Origin of the sequence: Micromonospora sp. NPDC005087 (assembly GCF_042872965.1) — a bacterium.
GTDB lineage: Bacteria > Actinomycetota > Actinomycetes > Mycobacteriales > Micromonosporaceae > Micromonospora.
On sequence record NZ_JBIALB010000001.1, the window covers coordinates 957,658 to 973,360 of the forward strand.

Annotated in this window: 14 protein-coding genes; 6 read left to right on the forward strand and 8 right to left on the reverse strand. The window is 71.0% G+C overall.

The window, feature by feature from the left end:
* Positions 1 to 151: 151 nt before the first annotated feature.
* Complete coding sequence (locus ACFYPS_RS04505) at positions 152 to 1,012, forward strand: NADP-dependent oxidoreductase (RefSeq protein ID WP_354965395.1); 861 nt, start codon at positions 152 to 154, stop codon at positions 1,010 to 1,012.
* 66 nt (positions 1,013 to 1,078) lie between these two features.
* Here ACFYPS_RS04505 and ACFYPS_RS04510 read toward each other — a convergent pair whose 3' ends face one another.
* The 3 genes from ACFYPS_RS04510 to ACFYPS_RS04520 form a co-directional block, all read right to left on the reverse strand.
* Entirely contained in the window at positions 1,079 to 3,433 is a 2,355-nt protein-coding gene (locus ACFYPS_RS04510) for a M48 family metalloprotease (protein ID WP_387322831.1), read from the reverse strand.
* A gap of 12 nt (positions 3,434 to 3,445) precedes the next feature.
* The gene (locus ACFYPS_RS04515; RefSeq protein WP_387322697.1) at positions 3,446 to 3,592 is read right to left on the reverse strand and encodes a hypothetical protein; all 147 of its coding nucleotides are present in this window, start codon (positions 3,590 to 3,592) and stop codon (positions 3,446 to 3,448) included.
* 197 nt (positions 3,593 to 3,789) lie between these two features.
* Entirely contained in the window at positions 3,790 to 4,329 is a 540-nt protein-coding gene (locus ACFYPS_RS04520) for a hypothetical protein (RefSeq protein WP_354965324.1), read from the reverse strand.
* Between the two features lie 232 nt (positions 4,330 to 4,561).
* On the opposite strand from ACFYPS_RS04520, the gene ACFYPS_RS04525 reads away from it, so the two are divergent.
* Positions 4,562 to 4,903 (forward strand): metalloregulator ArsR/SmtB family transcription factor, encoded by a 342-nt coding sequence (locus tag ACFYPS_RS04525; RefSeq protein WP_354965397.1) that lies wholly within the window; start codon positions 4,562 to 4,564, stop codon positions 4,901 to 4,903.
* Positions 4,904 to 5,057: 154 nt separating this feature from the next.
* Here the strand turns inward: ACFYPS_RS04525 and ACFYPS_RS04530 are convergent, their stop codons facing one another.
* Together ACFYPS_RS04530 and ACFYPS_RS04535 are read right to left on the reverse strand one after the other, a co-directional pair.
* Positions 5,058 to 6,701, reverse strand: a complete 1,644-nt coding sequence (locus ACFYPS_RS04530) for an MDR family MFS transporter (protein WP_354965325.1) — start codon at positions 6,699 to 6,701, stop codon at positions 5,058 to 5,060.
* Positions 6,698 to 7,165: a MarR family winged helix-turn-helix transcriptional regulator gene (locus ACFYPS_RS04535; protein ID WP_354965326.1), complete on the reverse strand. Its 468-nt coding sequence runs from the start codon at positions 7,163 to 7,165 to the stop codon at positions 6,698 to 6,700. The genes ACFYPS_RS04530 and ACFYPS_RS04535 overlap by 4 nt, the downstream gene beginning before the upstream one ends.
* A 110-nt stretch (positions 7,166 to 7,275) precedes the next feature.
* Here ACFYPS_RS04535 and ACFYPS_RS04540 point away from each other — a divergent pair, with 110 nt between their 5' ends.
* The 3 genes from ACFYPS_RS04540 to ACFYPS_RS04550 all read left to right on the forward strand — a co-directional run bounded on the left by ACFYPS_RS04540 (position 7,276) and on the right by ACFYPS_RS04550 (position 9,804).
* On the forward strand, positions 7,276 to 7,887 hold the full coding sequence (locus ACFYPS_RS04540) for a TetR family transcriptional regulator (protein ID WP_354965327.1): 612 nt from the start codon (positions 7,276 to 7,278) through the stop codon (positions 7,885 to 7,887).
* Between the two features lie 208 nt (positions 7,888 to 8,095).
* A complete protein-coding gene (locus ACFYPS_RS04545) occupies positions 8,096 to 9,046 on the forward strand; it encodes an alpha/beta hydrolase (protein ID WP_354965328.1) in 951 nt (316 codons plus the stop codon).
* Complete coding sequence (locus ACFYPS_RS04550; protein ID WP_387322701.1) at positions 9,046 to 9,804, forward strand: HAD family hydrolase; 759 nt, start codon at positions 9,046 to 9,048, stop codon at positions 9,802 to 9,804. The genes ACFYPS_RS04545 and ACFYPS_RS04550 overlap by 1 nt, the downstream gene beginning before the upstream one ends.
* Before the next feature lie 75 nt (positions 9,805 to 9,879).
* Here the strand turns inward: ACFYPS_RS04550 and ACFYPS_RS04555 are convergent, their stop codons facing one another.
* A complete protein-coding gene (locus ACFYPS_RS04555) occupies positions 9,880 to 10,491 on the reverse strand; it encodes an alpha/beta fold hydrolase (protein WP_387322703.1) in 612 nt (203 codons plus the stop codon).
* A 305-nt stretch (positions 10,492 to 10,796) separates the two neighbouring features.
* Here ACFYPS_RS04555 and rph point away from each other — a divergent pair, with 305 nt between their 5' ends.
* Complete coding sequence (rph, locus tag ACFYPS_RS04560) at positions 10,797 to 13,394, forward strand: rifamycin-inactivating phosphotransferase (protein ID WP_387322705.1); 2,598 nt, start codon at positions 10,797 to 10,799, stop codon at positions 13,392 to 13,394.
* Between the two features lie 66 nt (positions 13,395 to 13,460).
* Here rph and ACFYPS_RS04565 read toward each other — a convergent pair whose 3' ends face one another.
* Both ACFYPS_RS04565 and ACFYPS_RS04570 read right to left on the reverse strand, forming a co-directional pair.
* Positions 13,461 to 14,288, reverse strand: coding sequence for an SAM-dependent methyltransferase (locus tag ACFYPS_RS04565; protein WP_354965398.1), 828 nt, complete (start codon positions 14,286 to 14,288; stop codon positions 13,461 to 13,463).
* A gap of 129 nt (positions 14,289 to 14,417) precedes the next feature.
* Positions 14,418 to 15,698, reverse strand: a complete 1,281-nt coding sequence (locus tag ACFYPS_RS04570; RefSeq protein ID WP_354965332.1) for an MFS transporter — start codon at positions 15,696 to 15,698, stop codon at positions 14,418 to 14,420.
* Positions 15,699 to 15,703 lie beyond the last annotated feature (5 nt).

Below are 15,703 nucleotides of genomic sequence, written 5' to 3' on the forward strand. Positions count from 1 at the left end.
GGCTCACCAGCGCACCGACGACGGGCGATCAGCAAGCCGAGCCCCCCACAACCACTCCATACCGACGAACCTTCCTGGAAAGGAATCGAGCATGCGAGCGATCACCGTGAGAGACCGTGACGCGGGTGTCGGCGGCCTCACCCTGACCGACATGCCCTACCCGCACGCTGCGGAGAACGACGTCATCGTGCGCGTGCACGCCGCAGGCTTCACACCCGGAGAGCTCGACTGGCCTGCAACGTGGTCCGATCGGGCCGGTCGGGACCGGACACCCACCATCCCCGGGCACGAACTGTCCGGAGTCGTGGTCGAGCTCGGCTACGGAACCACCGGCCTCACCGTGGGCCAGCGGGTGTTCGGACTGACCGACTGGGCCCGCAACGGATCGCTGGCCGAATACACCGCGGTGGAGGCTCGCAACCTCGCTCCCCTCGCGGCCGACATCGACCACACCGTGGCCGCCGCGCTGCCCATTTCCGGACTGACCGCATGGCAGGGACTGTTCGACCACGCCCATCTCACGACCGGCCAGACCGTCCTCATTCACGGCGCCGCGGGCGGCGTGGGCTCGATCGCCGTTCAACTTGCGCGGGAGGTGGGCGCCCGCGTGATCGGCACCGGCCGAGCCGACGACCGTGACGTCGCGCTCGGCCTCGGCGCGCAGACCTTCCTCGACCTGCACGCCGACGATCTGCGGCGCGTCGGCGAGGTGGACGTGGTGTTCGACGTCATCGGCGGCGACATCCTCGTGCGATCGACCGAGCTGGTGCGTCCGGGCGGCACCATCGTCACGATCGCCGTGCCACCCACGGTGCAGCCCAAGGACGGGCGAGCCATCTTCTTCGTCGTCGAACCGGATCGCGCCCGGCTGACCGACCTCGCCCAACGCCTCCGTACCGGACGGCTCAACCCCATCGTCGGCGGCGTGCGACCGCTCTCCGAAACGGCGTCCGTGTTCGCGCGCCACCGCCGCATGCCCGGCAAGACGATCATTCAGGTCGCGGACGAGTGACTACGCTCCGGCGGGTCCTCGAACCGACGCCTCGAAAAGCTCACCGGCCGCGAGCACTCCGTGCTGTCAGGCGCTGCTTCGCACGAAGGTCTCCTCGCCCCATGATCCGTCGTCAGCGTCCAGCCGGATGATCAGCCGGTCGCTGGCGCAGCGGTACGACCCCTCCGAATCCGCCATCACCGAGCTGATGTCCAGCTCCCTGGCGCCGACCCGTACCACGTTGACGTCACCTGCCGTCACGCCGTCACGCTGCCGGTACCGGCCGTCTTCGGCCGTCCACCGATACGTCTGTATGCCCCGCCGGACGTTGCGCACGGTGTGGCCGTTGAGGGAGCCCTCGGCGACGGCCAGGTCGAACAGGTCCGTAGCGGTGCCGTCCGTCCGGTAGGCGCTGGCGAAGCCGGTCTCCGGACCGCTGGTGAGGTCCACGCTGGCGTCCTGCCGCAGCCCGGCCATCGTGCCCAGCGGTGAGTCGGCGGGGACCGGCAGGTGGTAGCGACCGGAGGCAAGCCGCCACACCCCGACGAGGCAGCCATCTTGTCCGGTCGCTGCCGCCCGCCCAGGATTCCGGTGTACGGCGGCGGAGGCGCCGAGCAGCGTCAGGACGGCGGCCCCGGAGATCAGCCACCGGCGGTGTCGGGCGCGCCCGACCGCGGACAGCGCCGCCACCGCGGCGCCGAGCGCCGCCGCGACGGTCGCGAACACCGGCGCGACAAGCAGGGCGTGACTGATCGCCCGCACCACGAGGACCTGCTCGGTAGGGCGGACGCAGCCGGGCCCCGCGGCGGTGCCCAGGCAGGGCAGCGCCGCCGTGACGGCCACCAGCACCGGTAGCAGAAGCAGCCCCGCCGCGCCGGCGGCGAGTAGCGCGTGCCACATCGACAGCCGCCGATTGGCCACCGCGACCGTCGCGACCGTCGCCTCGACCAGCGTGACCGGCAGCAGCGTGTGGCCGTCGACCAGACTCCGCAGCGCCGCCGGCCCGAGCCCCGGGTCCCGGGCCCCGACCGCGATGCCGACCACCACCAGAGGCAGCGCCGCCGCGCCGACGGCCCCCGCGACGATGCCGAGCCGCAACGCCCGCCGGGTCGCGTGCCGGTCGGCCAGGACCGGATGCAGCGCGGCGGCCAGTGGCAGCGCGAGCAGGTACGGGGCGTGGTCGGCCAGCATGCGCACGTACCAGCCGAGGGTGTCCACCAGGGTGAGTACCGTGACGTGTTCGGGATGACCCTCGCGTGCGGCGAGCACCCGGAGCATGCTCACCTCGGCGTCCACCGACCACGCGTCCAGAACCAGGATCGACGCCACGAACGCGGCGATGAGCACGGCCGTGGCCGTGGCGGCGCCGGCCCACGCCAGACGGGTACGGCCCGCGTCGGTCACCGGGAGCCGCCGCAGGTGCGCCCGAGCGCCGAGGGCCACCCAGCGGCCGAGCAGGACCCCACCGGCGATCCCGAGCACGGCCCACGCCAGCTCGACCCACCAGGCCGGCCGGTCGCTGGCGTACCGCGCCGACCAGGCCAGCCGGCGGCCCACGAGCAGCCCGGCGGCCAGTGCGGCGCCGAACAGACCGCCCCCGGCCGCCGTGCCGCCACCGTGCCGCGCCCACCAGGCCGACCGCCACAGCGCGCCGGTGGTGACCAGGGCCAGCGGCACGCCGAGCAGCAGCCCCACCAGGAACGCGCCACCGGTGAGCGGATCAGGACCGCCGAGGGTGCGTGGCAGTTGCGACATCAGGTCCGTCAGCGGTGGCGCGGCGATCCCGGCGGCCAGGCCGGCGCCCAACGCCTCGACAGGGCGGGCAGAGACCCGACGCACCGGTCGGTCCAGTTCGTCGGCGCGCGCCCGGGCCAGCGGCTGGAACCGGAACATGGCGGCGAGGCGGGACCAGCGTCCGTCGCGGACGGGTTTGGTCGCGAGCAACGCCCGGATGGTCGCCGCGTCGGCCCCGGTCAGCCGGGCGTCCGCGGCGAACTCCCGGGCCCGCAGCACGGACCAGGCCGAGACCTGCACCACCAGCGCGAACGCCGCCAACCGCCAGGCGTCACCAAGCAGGTGCGTGGCGGGCACGGCGCCCGCGTAGTTGACCGCGACGGGCACGAGCACGGCCAGCGGGAAGGCCCAGGCCAGCGCGATGGTCAGCCGGGTCAGGGTCACGTCCGCGTTGCGTAGGTGGGCCAGTTCGTGCAGTACGACCGCCCGGAACACGCCCGGGGCCACCCGGTGGGCGTGCACGAGTCCCAGGTCGAGCCGGACGTAGCGGACGGGGAACGCGCCGAAGGTGTTGCCGCTGACCCGTGCGGAACGCGACACCACGAACGTCGGCGCGCGGCGCAGCCCCGCCTCGCGTACCAGATCGGACAGGTCCGCCCGCAGCGCTTCCGTGCCCGGCGTCCGGTCCAGGCGGCGCAGGTCGCGCAGCCGGCGTTCGCACTACGGCGCAGCCAGGTAGATCGCGGCTGTCACCACCGCCAGCACGGCCATCCCGACGAGCATCTGACGGACCGCGTCGGCGTGCAGCGTGCCGAGACAGTTTCGCACCGCCGCCGCCGACTCCTCGTTGACCGTGCCGGCCCGCACGTCGATCGGCGGCCGGCAGCCCGCGCAGTCCGTCGATGCACTCGGCCCGCTGGCGGGTGAGCGCCGCGTCGATGAGCACCGTCTGCCAACCGAACACGCTCGTACCGACGACCGCGGTCACCACGGCGACGAACCGGCCGAGGGCCGGTGACGGCAGCGGAGGGGGCACCCCGGCCAGGGCGGGGCCGGCTGTCGTGTCACTCACCGTCGATGTTCCCGCCGTCCACCCCGAACCGGGCGACGAACGCCTCGCGCACCGCGTCGCGCAGCACCGCGACCTGGTCCTCGGTGAGCGCCCAGCGCGGGTCGCGCGCTGCGGCCGTGACCGCCTCCTCGATACGCAGCACCTGACCGGGGCGCAGCCGCACCGTCCGCGGCGGCGCCTCGCCCGGGCGGCTGGCACGCCACCGCCGGCCGAGCCGGCGCAACCCTCCGCGCACCGCGTCCGTGGCCTGCGCCTGCACCGCGTCGCGCAACCCGGCGAGCGCGACGCCGGTCAGCACCATCACGTACGGCAGCAGCGGCTCAACGACCTCCGGGAAGCCCCCGCCGCCGGCCTCGCCGCCCCCCACCCGCAGAAGATCGCGCGGGTCGTCCCGCCACCGCGACGGCCGACGCTGGTACGCCGGTTGCAGAAACACCAGCAGCGGCTCCTCCTGCGGAGCCACCGCCCGGATGGCCAGGCGGACGAGATCCTCCTCGACGCCGCCGCCGGCGGCCTGCCTGGTCGGGCTCATTGCGATCGTGTCTCCTGGCAGGTGGGTCGGGGCGCGGTGCGACGATCACGTTAGGGCCGGGCGCCCGATCAGCGCGATCAGCAATCAGACAGTCACGGTTGGTGAGATGGATGGTTTACCGCCCTCGGACCTCTGGTCAGTTCGGGTAGCCATCGGGGTTTTCGTCCCGATTCATCGACCTGTCGATGGTGTTGATGAAACGATGGGACGCGTGGGAGCTGCGAAAACTGCGATGCCTGCTATCTCGCCACTGGCTGGCGAGCCGATCAAGCGTGCCGATGCCGAGCGGCTCGCGGGGGTGCTGAAGGCATTCGCCGATCCAGCCCGGCTGCGACTGCTCAGTCTGATCCAGTCCGCGCCGGAGGGCGAGGCGTCCGTGAGTGACCTCACCGCGCCGCTGGGGCTCTCCCAGCCGACCGTGAGTCATCACCTCAGGATCCTCACCGAGGCCGGCCTGCTCGAGCGCGAGAAGCGCGGCGTCTGGGCGTACTACCGCCTGGTGCCGTCCGCGATCGCGACGATCGCGGAACTGCTGACGCCCCCTCGCAAGCGGGCGACGAAGAAGACCCGCTGAGCGGCACTGTCGGAGGCCACGCCGTCGTCGAGAGTCGGCGGTGTCGCGGCTCGCCGGTCAGCTCGGTGTTCGTCTGCCCGTCCGGTACGACCAGATGGCGGCGGGGCCGCCGCCGTCCTTGGACGGCAGCGGCCCCGGGTGGTACGGCCCGACGTCAGCGCCGGTCGGTCGTTCCGTTCCGTGCGGCGTCGACGGACACCTGGTCGAAGGCCGGTGCGCCGTCGACCGCGTCGGCGGCGACGGCCGCCGACGTGGCGCTGTCCGGCAGGTCCAGGCTGGTCCGCAGGGTGACCGGCTTGAGCAGGAGCGCGGCGATGACGCCGACCACCGCGATGGCGGCGGAGATGAGGAAGATGTGTCCTGTGGCGTCGCCGTACGCGGCCCGGACGATGTGCTGGATCCCCTCGGGCAGAGCGGTGATGTTGAGATTGCTGCTGCCACCGGCGCTGTCGGAGGCGGGGATCCCGGCGGCGGTGAGGTCGCGGGTGATCTGGTCGGTGACCCGGTGGGCGAGGACGGCGCCGAGCACCGAGACGCCGATGGTGCCGCCGAGCGACCGGAAGAAGGCGACGCTGGAGCTCGCCGCGCCGATGTCCTTGAGGGAAACCGTGTTCTGGACGGCGAGAACCAGGTTCTGCATGGTCATGCCGACGCCGGTGCCGACGATGAACATGGCGGCGCCGACCAGGACGAGCGACGTCTCGTGGTCGATGGTGCCGAGCAGCGCGAACCCGGCGACCAGAATGATCGAACCGGCGACGATGTACGGCTTGATCCTCCCGGTCTTGGTGATCAACCGGCCGGCGATGATCGAGGAGCCTAGGACCCCCGCCATCATCGGGATGGTGAGCAGGCCTGCCTCGGTCGGGCTGTAGCCGCGGCCGATCTGGAAGTACTGGCCGAGGAAGACGGCGCCGCCGAACATGGCCATGCCGACCGCGAGGCTGCCGAGGATGGCCAGCGCGGTGGTGTGCTGGCGCACGATACTGAGCGGGACGACCGGCTCGGCCGCCCGCGACTCGACCCAGACCGCCAGGGCGAGCAGGATGAGCGCGCCGCCGACCATGGCCACGGTCTGCCAGGAGAACCAGGCGAACGAACCGTCGACGAAGGAGATCCAGATCAGCAGCACGCTGACGCCGGCGGCGATCAGGCTGGCACCCAGATAGTCAATCTTGACGTTTTCCCGCCGCAGGGTGGGCAGGTGCAGGGTGGCCTGGAGCAGGATCAGCGCGATGATGGCGACGGGCACGCCGACGAAGAAGCACCAGCGCCAGCCGAGCCAGGACGTGTCGACGATGAGGCCGCCGAGCAGTGGGCCGCCGACCGTCGCGACCGCCATGACGCCGCCGAGGTAGCCGTTGTAGCGCCCCCGCTCGCGCGGCGGGATCATGGCGGCGATCGCCACCTGGACGAGGGCCTGCAGACCGCCAACCCCGATGCCCTGGAACGCGCGGGCGGCGATGAGCTGGCCGGCGCTCTGCGAGAAGCCCGCAACGACGGAGCCGAGCAGGAAGACCACGATGGCGACCTGGATGAGGATCTTCTTGTTGAACAGGTCGGCCAGCTTGCCCCAGATCGGGGTGGTCGCGGTCGCGGTGAGCAGGGTCGCGGTGACCACCCAGGTGTACTGGTTCTGCGAGCCGTTCAGCGCTCCGATGATCTTCGGTAGAGCGGTCGAGACGACGGTGCTGCTCAACATCGCGACGAACAGCACCAACAGCAGGCCGCTGAGCGCCTCGAGCGTCCGCCGATGGGTCATCGGCTCAGCGCCGGTCATGGTGGTGGGTGCGCTCATCGCGCGGCCTCCAGCTTGTCGTGGTTTGCGAGTGCGACCTCGATGTCGCGGGTGAACCGGTCGAGTGCGGCGCTCAGCGCCTCCACCTCGCCGGGAGTCCAGTCGGCGAGTGCCCGCTCGAGCAGCTCGCCGTACCAGCTGTGGGTGTCGGCCAGGGCGATCCGGCCGGCGGGGGTGATCGCCAGGAGGCTCGCCCGCTTGTCGGTCGGATCGGGCCGCCGTTCGATCAGGTCGTGCGCGACGAGCGCGGCGACGGAGCGGCTGACCGTCGACGGGTCGAGCCGGGTGCGCTGAGCCAGTTCATGGGCGTGGCAGCCGCTGGACAGCTGGTCGATATGCCGGAGAATCCCGACCAGGCCCAGTGGAACGGCCGGCCGCTCGTCAGCCCGACGCTGTCTCAGCAACCGGACAGTCCGCACCAGGCCGTGCAGTCGAAGGCCGAACTCACGAACGGCGTTGTCCACGTCTGCTCCCACCCCCGGTTGTTGGTTGCCCCAAGCAAGCATCTACCGATCTTGCACAACAGGCAAGTTTGCCCATTGAGAAGCGCGTCACCCCACGTACGCTGAGGGCGATGGACGAGACCACCGGGCTACGGGAGCGCAAGAAGGCGGCCACCCGCCTCGCCCTGCACGAGGCCGCCCTGCGCCTCGCCGCCGAACAGGGGCCCGACGCCGTGACAGTCGAAGCGATCGCCGACGCGGCGAACGTCTCCCGGCGGACGTTCTCCAACTACTTCTCCAACAAGGAAGAGGCCCTCTTCCACGGCGACACCACGCGCCTGCACAGGCTGTTGCAGCTGATCCGCGAGCGGCCCGCCAGCGAGCCGCCGTGGACAGCACTGAGCCGGGCGGCCGAACGCTTCGCCGAGGAGGCGTTCGGCGATCGCGACCACGCCTGGCTGACCCGACGCCGGCAGCTGCGCGGGCACCCTGGCCTGGCCGCACAGCAGGTCGCGGCGTACACCGCGATCGAGCGCGAGCTGGCCGGCGACCTCGCACACCGGCTCACCGGCGCCGACGTGGCACTGCGTTCCCGCCTCCTGGCCGCGACCTTCCTGGCCATCCTGCGCGTCGCCGTCCAGCACTGGATCAACCACCCGGGCGGCCAACTGCAGCGGACCATCCGGACCGCGCTCGCCGAAGCCACTCCCCCGACAGGTCACCGGACGCTCACGGGCGACTAGGGCGCGTTTCAGACGAGCGCCCGACCGGCGGCATGCCCGGAGGGGTCCTGGGGATCCGGGTACGCCACCGAGGCGGCCACGGCGGCCCTGCGGTTCGGCTTCGTCGACCGCGGCCTGCCGCCGCCGCGTCAGCTCCCGGCTCTCGTGCGGGCCGGGAGCTGACGCCTTCGTCGGCGGCGATCGTCCGATTAGTGGCATTCTTTCCCGCATGGCCGAACGGATCGATCTGCCGCTTGCCGATGCCGAACTGGCCGCCTTCATCGAGGCCGGTCGGCGGAACCCCGGCCCTCCTGCCAGAGCTGTGGGAGCGGCGGAGCTACGGCGCGCGCAACGGCTCCGTGTCGAAGCCCGACCCCCAGGCCCGGAGATCGCCTGGGTTGAGGACCTGACGGTCGGTGCGACGGATGTGCGAACCCGCCTCTACCGGCCATCGGCGGCGACTCGGCCGCTGGTGGTGTTCCTCCACGGCGGGATGTGGACGATCGGCGATCTTGAGTCGCACGACCGGGCGTGCCGCCGTCTGGCGGTCAAGACCGGGACGGCGGTACTGAGCGTGGACTTCCGTCGAGCGCCGGAGCACCCGTGGCCGGCGGCCGTCGATGACTGCGTTGATGTGCTCCGATGGGCCTCGACCAGCGGGGGTTCGAGCGCTGGCATCGGTGGCCCGACAGTCGTCATGGGCGACAGCTCGGGCGGGAACCTCGCCGCGCTCACCTGCCTGCGCCTGCGCGATGAAGGCGGACCACTGCCCGCCGCCCAGATCCTGCTGTATCCCAACACCGATCTGACGCTCTCCTATCCGAGTGTGCGGACGTACGCCACGGGTTGGGGCCTGAACGCCGACGACGTCGCGTGGGGGGCTGAGCAGTGGGTCCCGGACCCCTCTCAGCGCGCCGACCCCGACGTCAGTCCGGTGTTCACCGCCGACCTTCGTGGGCTACCGCCCGCCGTTGTCGTCACCACGGAGCACGATCCGCTTCGAGATGAGGGCGACGCCTACGCGGCTCGGCTGGCGGCCGCCGGCGTTCCGGTCACCCATCGCTGCGAGCCGGCGATGGTGCACGCATTCCTCACCCTCGATACCGTCTCACCCGCCGCGGCGGCGGCCGGAGACCGGGTCTTCGCCGACGTCGCCGATCTGGTCGACCGCCTCCGGTGATGTCGCATCCGGCGGGCCTTGAGACGCTCCACCGAGATGTCGGCGCCTGCGTCGCGGCCGGGATACTGGCCGCTGTGACGATCAAGGCGCTGATCCTCGACTTCGACGGCCTGCTGATGGATACGGAGACCACGCTGCTGGAAAGTTGGCGGTGTGAGTGGCGTCGGCACGGTTTGCAGCTCGACCCGGCAGGCTTCTTCGCCGATCATGGTGGCGACGCGAACGAGACGCGTTACGCCGCGCTCGAAGCGGCGGTCGGGCTGACCTACGACCGCGCGTCCAGCCACGCGCTGCGGATGGCGCACCGCGCAGAACTGAACTCGGCGCTGGAGCCGGCGCCCGGCATCGTCGGATGGCTGGACCGGGCCGCAGAGCTGGGGCTGCGGCTCGCCGTGGCGAGCAGTTCCCCGATCACTCATGTGGGCCCCATGCTGGAAAACGCGGGGCTGCTGGCGCGGTTCGAGGTGGTGGCAACCGGCGAGGAGGTGCCGGCGCACAAGCCGGACCCAGCCGTCTATCTGCTGGCGCTGGATCGGCTCGGGCTGCCCGCGGATGAGGCGGTCGCCTTCGAGGACACCGCGCACGGCGTGGCCGCGGCACATGCCGCTGGGCTTCGCTGTGTCGCGGTGCCGAACCCACACGCGGACCACGCCCGCTTCACGGCCGCGGACCTCCTGCTGCACAGCGCCGCGGACCTGTCCCTGGACGCGCTCCTGGCCAGACTCGCGCGGTGCGCGAGCCGTCCCCCAACAGCGTGAGTCGGCCCACACCAGGGGAATTCGCAGATGCCTCGCTGGTCGCGGTCGCACCGCTTCCGCCAGGACCGCGGCCGTTCATTGGCCGTTGTTCAGCCTGATCACCTTCGCCACCTCGCTCAGATCGTTGTCCAGCTGGTGATCGCGTCGGGGCAGCCGATGCAGCTGCGCCTGCGGGATGACGCGCGCGTACAGGTCGGCATGCGACGGTGGGGCAGTGTCGTCCTGGAGCCCATGGAACACATGTACCGGCACGCCTTGCGGCAGCCTCGCGCCGAGGTTGTGCGGCAGCTCGAACTCGTCGCCGGGCCAGCCGCCCGCGCCGACGAACGGAGCGGCGATCAGCACGATCGCCCTGAGCTTCCGCTCCGGTGGCCGCTCGGCGAGCGCGTTGATGAGGATCGTCCCGCCCACCGAATGGCCCGCGACGACCGCCCCGCCGTCCAAGGCCGCGATCTCCCGCCGGATGGCCGCGCTCCAGGTGGCGTAGCTCGGGTCGTCCTCGTCGGGCATGCGCGGGTAGCGGACCTCGTACCCGTCCCCGAGCTCCCGCCTCAGGCTGTCGACCAGCTCGTTGTCCCATTCGTCGTGCGTGCCGGCGCCGCCGCCCTGGATGAACAAGATCTGCCCGGTCCCCGCCATGACGATCGTCTCCCACACATCCTGCTGTCCGTGCTCGGCGTTGACCACTACTGAGGGTCGACGCGTGCGGCATCCGAGATGGTTCAGCGGCCGGAGTGGGGCATCGCCTGCGGGCAGACCAGCGACCGGCCTCGCGGAGGTGGAGAACTCGCCGCGCCACCGCTTGCCGGGAACGGCATCATCCCACAGCGGCAAGTGGTCCCACTTGAACGTATATCGCACCGCGGGGCTTGCCGCAAGACCCCGGTCCTGCCGCAGAATCGTCGGCCGGAGCCGAGAACGGACGAGGAAATGGGGCACGACGTGGGTCTGACGTTGTCGATGCGGAGGACGGCTGCCTCGGAGGTATCACGATGATCGAGCAGTACGTATTGGGCTTCCAGGAGGTCGACGAGACGCAGGTCGCGATCGTCGGCGGCAAGGGCGCGCACCTGGGAGCGTTGTCGCGGATCGACGGCATCCGCGTACCGGACGGCTTCTGCGTGACGACGGACGCCTTCCGGCGGATCATGGCCGAGGCGCCGTCGATCGACGATCGGCTCGACTGGTTGTCGCGTCTGGACCCGGACGACCGGGCGGCGGTCCGCGAGCTCAGCGCGGAGATCCGCCGGGCCATCGAGGGGGTCGTCCTCCCCGATGATGTGGCGGGGGCGATCACCCGGGCTCTCACTCAGCTCGGTGAGCGAGCTGCCTACGCCGTCCGGTCCAGCGCGACGGCCGAGGACCTGCCGACGGCCTCCTTCGCCGGCCAGCAGGACACGTACCTGAACGTCATGGGGCTGGCGGCGATCCTTCAGCAGGTCAGCCGGTGCTGGGCCTCGCTCTTCACCGAGCGGGCCGTGACCTACCGTCAGCGCAACGGCATCGACCACCGCGGCGTCCACATGGCCGTTGTCGTGCAGAGAATGGCCTTCCCGCAGGCGGCCGGCGTCCTGTTCACGGCCGACCCCGTCACGTCCAACCGGAAGGTCGCCTCCGTGGAGGCCAGCTTCGGCCTCGGCGAGGCACTGGTCTCCGGGCTGGTGAACGCGGACGCCTACCAGGTGCGGGACGGGAAGATCATCGACAGGGCGATCGCCACCAAGCGGCTGGCCATCCACGCCCTGCCGACCGGCGGGACGACGGAGCAGGCGATCGACCCGCAGCGGCAGGAGCAGGCGGCGCTGACGGACGCACAGGTCGTGCGGCTCGTGCAGCTCGGGCGACGGATCGAGGCACACTTCGGCCACCCCCAGGACATCGAGTGGTGCCTGGTCGACGATGACTTCCAGATCGTCCAGAGCCGGCCGATCACCACGCTGTTCCCCGTCCCGGAGACCGGCGACGGAGAGAACCACGTCTACCTCTCCGTTGGTCATCAGCAGATGATGACCGACCCCATGAAGCCACTGGGTGTCTCCATGTGGCAGCTGACGGCCATGGCGCCGATGCAGGAGGTCGGCGGGAGGCTGTTCGTCGACGTCACCCGGCGCCTGGCCTCGCCCGCGAGCCGCGCCGGTTTCCTGGAGATGGCGGGCAGGGACGATCCGCTGACCAGGGACGCGCTGGAGACCGTCCTCGACCGCCACGACTTCGTCCCGGCGCTCCCGGACACCGGCCCCGGCGGGCCGCCGGTCGGCGGCGCGCCCGCGCCGATCGAGACCGACCCGGCCATCGTCACCGAGCTGATCGAATGCAGCCAGGTGTCCATCGCCGCCCTGCGGAGCAACATCCGGGCGAAGACCGGACCGGCGCTGTTCGACTTCCTGTTGGAGGCCCTCGACGAGCAGAAGCGGGTCCTCAGTGATCCATTGAGCATGCAGGCGATCATGGCCGGACTGCAGGCCACCTGGTGGCTCAACGACCGGCTGTGGGAATGGCTGGGCGAGAGGAACGCGGCCGACACCCTGACCCTGTCCGCCCCCGGCAACGTCACGTCGGAGATGGGGCTGGCGCTGCTCGACGTCGCGGACGTGATCCGCCCACATCCGGAGGTGGTGGCGTTCCTGCAGGGTGTCGAGGACGAAGGCTTCCTGGACGAGCTGCCGAAGCTCGCGGGCGGGACCGAAGCGCGCGACGCCATCGAGGCCTACCTTGAGCGGTACGGCATGCGCTGCGTCGGCGAGATCGACATCACGAGGCCGCGTTGGCGCGAACGTCCCAGCACGCTCGTGCCCGTCCTCCTGGACAACGTCCGGAACTTCGAGCCGGGCGCCGCCAGGCGACGCTTCGAGCAGGGACGCCAGGAGGCGGAGAAGAAGACGCAGGAGGTGCTCGAACGTCTCCGGGCACTGCCGGACGGAGAGCGCAAGGCCGACGAGACCAAGCGGATGATCGACCGGGTCCGGACCTTCATCGGCTACCGGGAGTACCCGAAGTACGCCATCATCAGCCGCTACCTCGTCTACAAGCAGGCCCTGCTGGAAGAGGCCGAGCGCCTCGTGCGGGCCAACGTGCTCCGTGCGAGGGAGGACCTCTTCTACCTCACGTTCCAGGAACTTCACGACGTCGTACGCACGAACCAGGCGGATGATCAGCTCATCAACCGGCGGAAGGAGGCGTTCAGGTCGTACCAGACGCTCACGACGCCCCGGGTGCTCACGTCCGAGGGTGAGGGAATCAGCGGGGCGTACCGGCGCGAGGACGTGCCGGCCGGCGCGCTGGTGGGCCTCCCGGTCTCCGGCGGGATCGTCGAGGGGCGGGCTCGCGTCATCCTGGACCTGGCCGAGGCCGCTCTCGAACCAGGCGACATCCTGGTCACCGCCTACACCGACCCGAGCTGGTCGCCCCTGTTCGTCGCGATCGAGGGTTTGGTGACGGAGGTGGGCGGTCTCATGACCCACGGGGCGGTGATCGCCCGCGAGTACGGCCTGCCCGCCGTCGTCGGTGTGGCGAATGCGACCAGGCTGATCCGGGACGGGCAGCGGATCCGCGTGCACGGCACCGACGGGTACGTCGAGATCCTGCCGTGACTGACCACAGACCAAGGAGATCCCACCAGCCCTGGTCGAGGTGACCGGCGGGAAGCTTCTACTCGTTCAGCGCTTGCGGCCTACCCCGCCGAAGGCGTCGATGTCGGCGGGTGTGTCGACCGCGTCGTCGGGTCGCCACTTCGGGCACGGCACGACGCCCGGCTCCACCAGGTCCAGGCCCTCGAAGAACCCGGCGATCTGGTCGGGCGAGCGCAGCGTGTACGGCGTCGCCCCGGTGTCGTTGTAGTCGTCCTGCGCCTGCTGCATCTCGGGGCTGATCAGGCTGGTGCCGTCGTTGAGTGAGAGGTAACTGCCGGCCGGCAGGGCCGCCAGCAGGTGCCGCGTGACCGACCGGGCCGTTTCGTAGTCGGGCACGTGGCCCATGACGCCGCTGAGGATGAGGCCGATCGGCTGCTGGAAGTCGAGCGTCTTGCCGGCCTCGGCGATGACCGCGGCGGGATCGCGCAGGTCGGCGTCGATGTAGGCGGTCCTGCCCTCGGCCGTGCTGACCAGCAGCGCGCGGGCGTGCACCAGCACCAGCGGGTCGCTGTCGACGTAGACGATCCGCGCGTCCGGCACGATCCGCTGGGCCACCTCATGGGTGTTGTTGGCCGTCGGCAGCCCCGTGCCGACGTCGAGGAACTGGCGGATGCCCGCCTCACCGGCGAGGAACGCGATCGAGCGAACCAGGAACTGTCGGGAGGCACGGGCAACATCAACGACGCCGGGAAAGACCTGCCGGTACTGGTCGCCAGCCGCGCGGTCGACCTCGAAGTTGTCCTTGCCGCCAAGCCAGTAGTTCCAGATCCGCGCCGAATGCGGCACCGACGTGTCGATCCTCTGCTGCACGTCGACCTCGCCAACCTCGGGCCGGTCGGTCGCCTGCGAGTCCATGGTCACGACGAACCCCTCATCTCGACTGCGTACGCGAATCGGCGCTATCGGGGAAGTAGCCGCCCGCAATCGTGCCACGGTATAGAAGGCAGGCGATCCGCGCCACCACCCGGCCATTTCCCAGCCCCCTCACCCGGCTTCACGCGAAACGCCTGCTGTCTCTGGTTGGCGACCGGCCGCTGCCAGGTCGAGGTCGGGCACCGGAGCGGAATCGGGGCGGCGGGGCAGCAGCAGCGGGCTGGCGAGGATGAGCACTCCGGCGGCGGCGATGGCCGTACGCGCGCTGGTGACCTCGGCGAGCAGCCCGCCCAGCGCGCTGAGGATGGCGATGGCGGCGCTGCTGCTGATCGACCATGCCGACAGGGTGCGGGCGATGCGGTCGCGGGGCGTGTGTTCAAGGCGATAGGTGGCCAGCACCGGGTTGTACAGGCTCATGCTGATGATGATCGCGAGCTCGACGGCCATCACGGTCGCGAGGCCGACGACACCGGGCTGGACGAAGGCGAGGCCGATCAGCCAGACCGACCGCAGCGTGCCGACCGCGCGGAGGATCCGGTGCTGGCCGTACCGCGCCACGACACCGCGGGCGAGGCGGGAGCCGATGAGCCCGCCGACGCAGGGTACGGCGAAGGCGAGGCCGTACTGCCAGGGCGGGAATCCGAGCTCGCGGAGCAGTAGCACGGCCAGCAGCGGCTCCGTGGCCATGATCAGTCCGCTGACGAGCAGTTGGTTGAGGTAGAGCGCCCGCAGGCCGGGATGGGCAAGGAGGTGTCGCCAGCCGTCGAGCAACTCGTTGGCCCGGACCCGGCGCCTGCCGGTTGGGTGCGGGTGTTCCTCTCGGCCGCGGATCGCCGTGATGCCCAGCGCGGACAACAGATAGCTGAGTGCGTCGGCCATCACGGTGGTGACCGGCCCGAGCAGGCCGATCGCCGCGCCGCCCAGCGGCGGCCCGACCGCGATGGAGCTCCACGTCGTCGACTCGAACCGCGCGTTGGCCACGAGCAGGTCGTCCGGCCTGACGAGGGCCTTGAGGTAGGCGCCGCTGGCCGCGTTGAAGGCAATCTTGGCCGCGGCCACCACGGCCGAGACCACCAGGAGCTGGACGAAACTGAGCATGCCGAAGGCGTAGCCGACCGGGATCGTCATGATGATCGCGAACCGGGCCAGGTCCATCGCGATCATCACCGGTCGCTTGCGGCGAAACTCCACCCACGGCGCGAGGGGCAACGCGATCAGCGCGCCCACCGCCGGCCCCACCGCGGACAACACGGACACCTGGGCGGGGCTGGCATCCAACACCAGCACGGCGATCAGCGGGAACGCACCGAACCCCAGCCCCGAGCCGTAGGCGCTGGCCGCGTAGGCCGCCCACAGCCATCCGAACTGCCGACCCAGGGATCGTCTGACCACGCTCC

Coding starts and splice junctions, on each gene's coding strand:
- ACFYPS_RS04525 (WP_354965397.1), top strand. CDS start 4,562: ATGCCTGCTATCTCGCCACTGGCTGGCGAGCCGATCAAGCGTGCCGAT.
- ACFYPS_RS04545 (WP_354965328.1), top strand. CDS start 8,096: ATGGCCGAACGGATCGATCTGCCGCTTGCCGATGCCGAACTGGCCGCC.
- ACFYPS_RS04540 (WP_354965327.1), top strand. CDS start 7,276: ATGGACGAGACCACCGGGCTACGGGAGCGCAAGAAGGCGGCCACCCGC.
- ACFYPS_RS04505 (WP_354965395.1), top strand. CDS start 152: ATGCCCTACCCGCACGCTGCGGAGAACGACGTCATCGTGCGCGTGCAC.
- ACFYPS_RS04550 (WP_387322701.1), top strand. CDS start 9,046: ATGTCGCATCCGGCGGGCCTTGAGACGCTCCACCGAGATGTCGGCGCC.
- ACFYPS_RS04530 (WP_354965325.1), bottom strand. CDS start 6,701: ATGAGCGCACCCACCACCATGACCGGCGCTGAGCCGATGACCCATCGG.
- ACFYPS_RS04565 (WP_354965398.1), bottom strand. CDS start 14,288: ATGGACTCGCAGGCGACCGACCGGCCCGAGGTTGGCGAGGTCGACGTG.
- rph (WP_387322705.1), top strand. CDS start 10,797: ATGATCGAGCAGTACGTATTGGGCTTCCAGGAGGTCGACGAGACGCAG.
- ACFYPS_RS04520 (WP_354965324.1), bottom strand. CDS start 4,329: ATGAGCCCGACCAGGCAGGCCGCCGGCGGCGGCGTCGAGGAGGATCTC.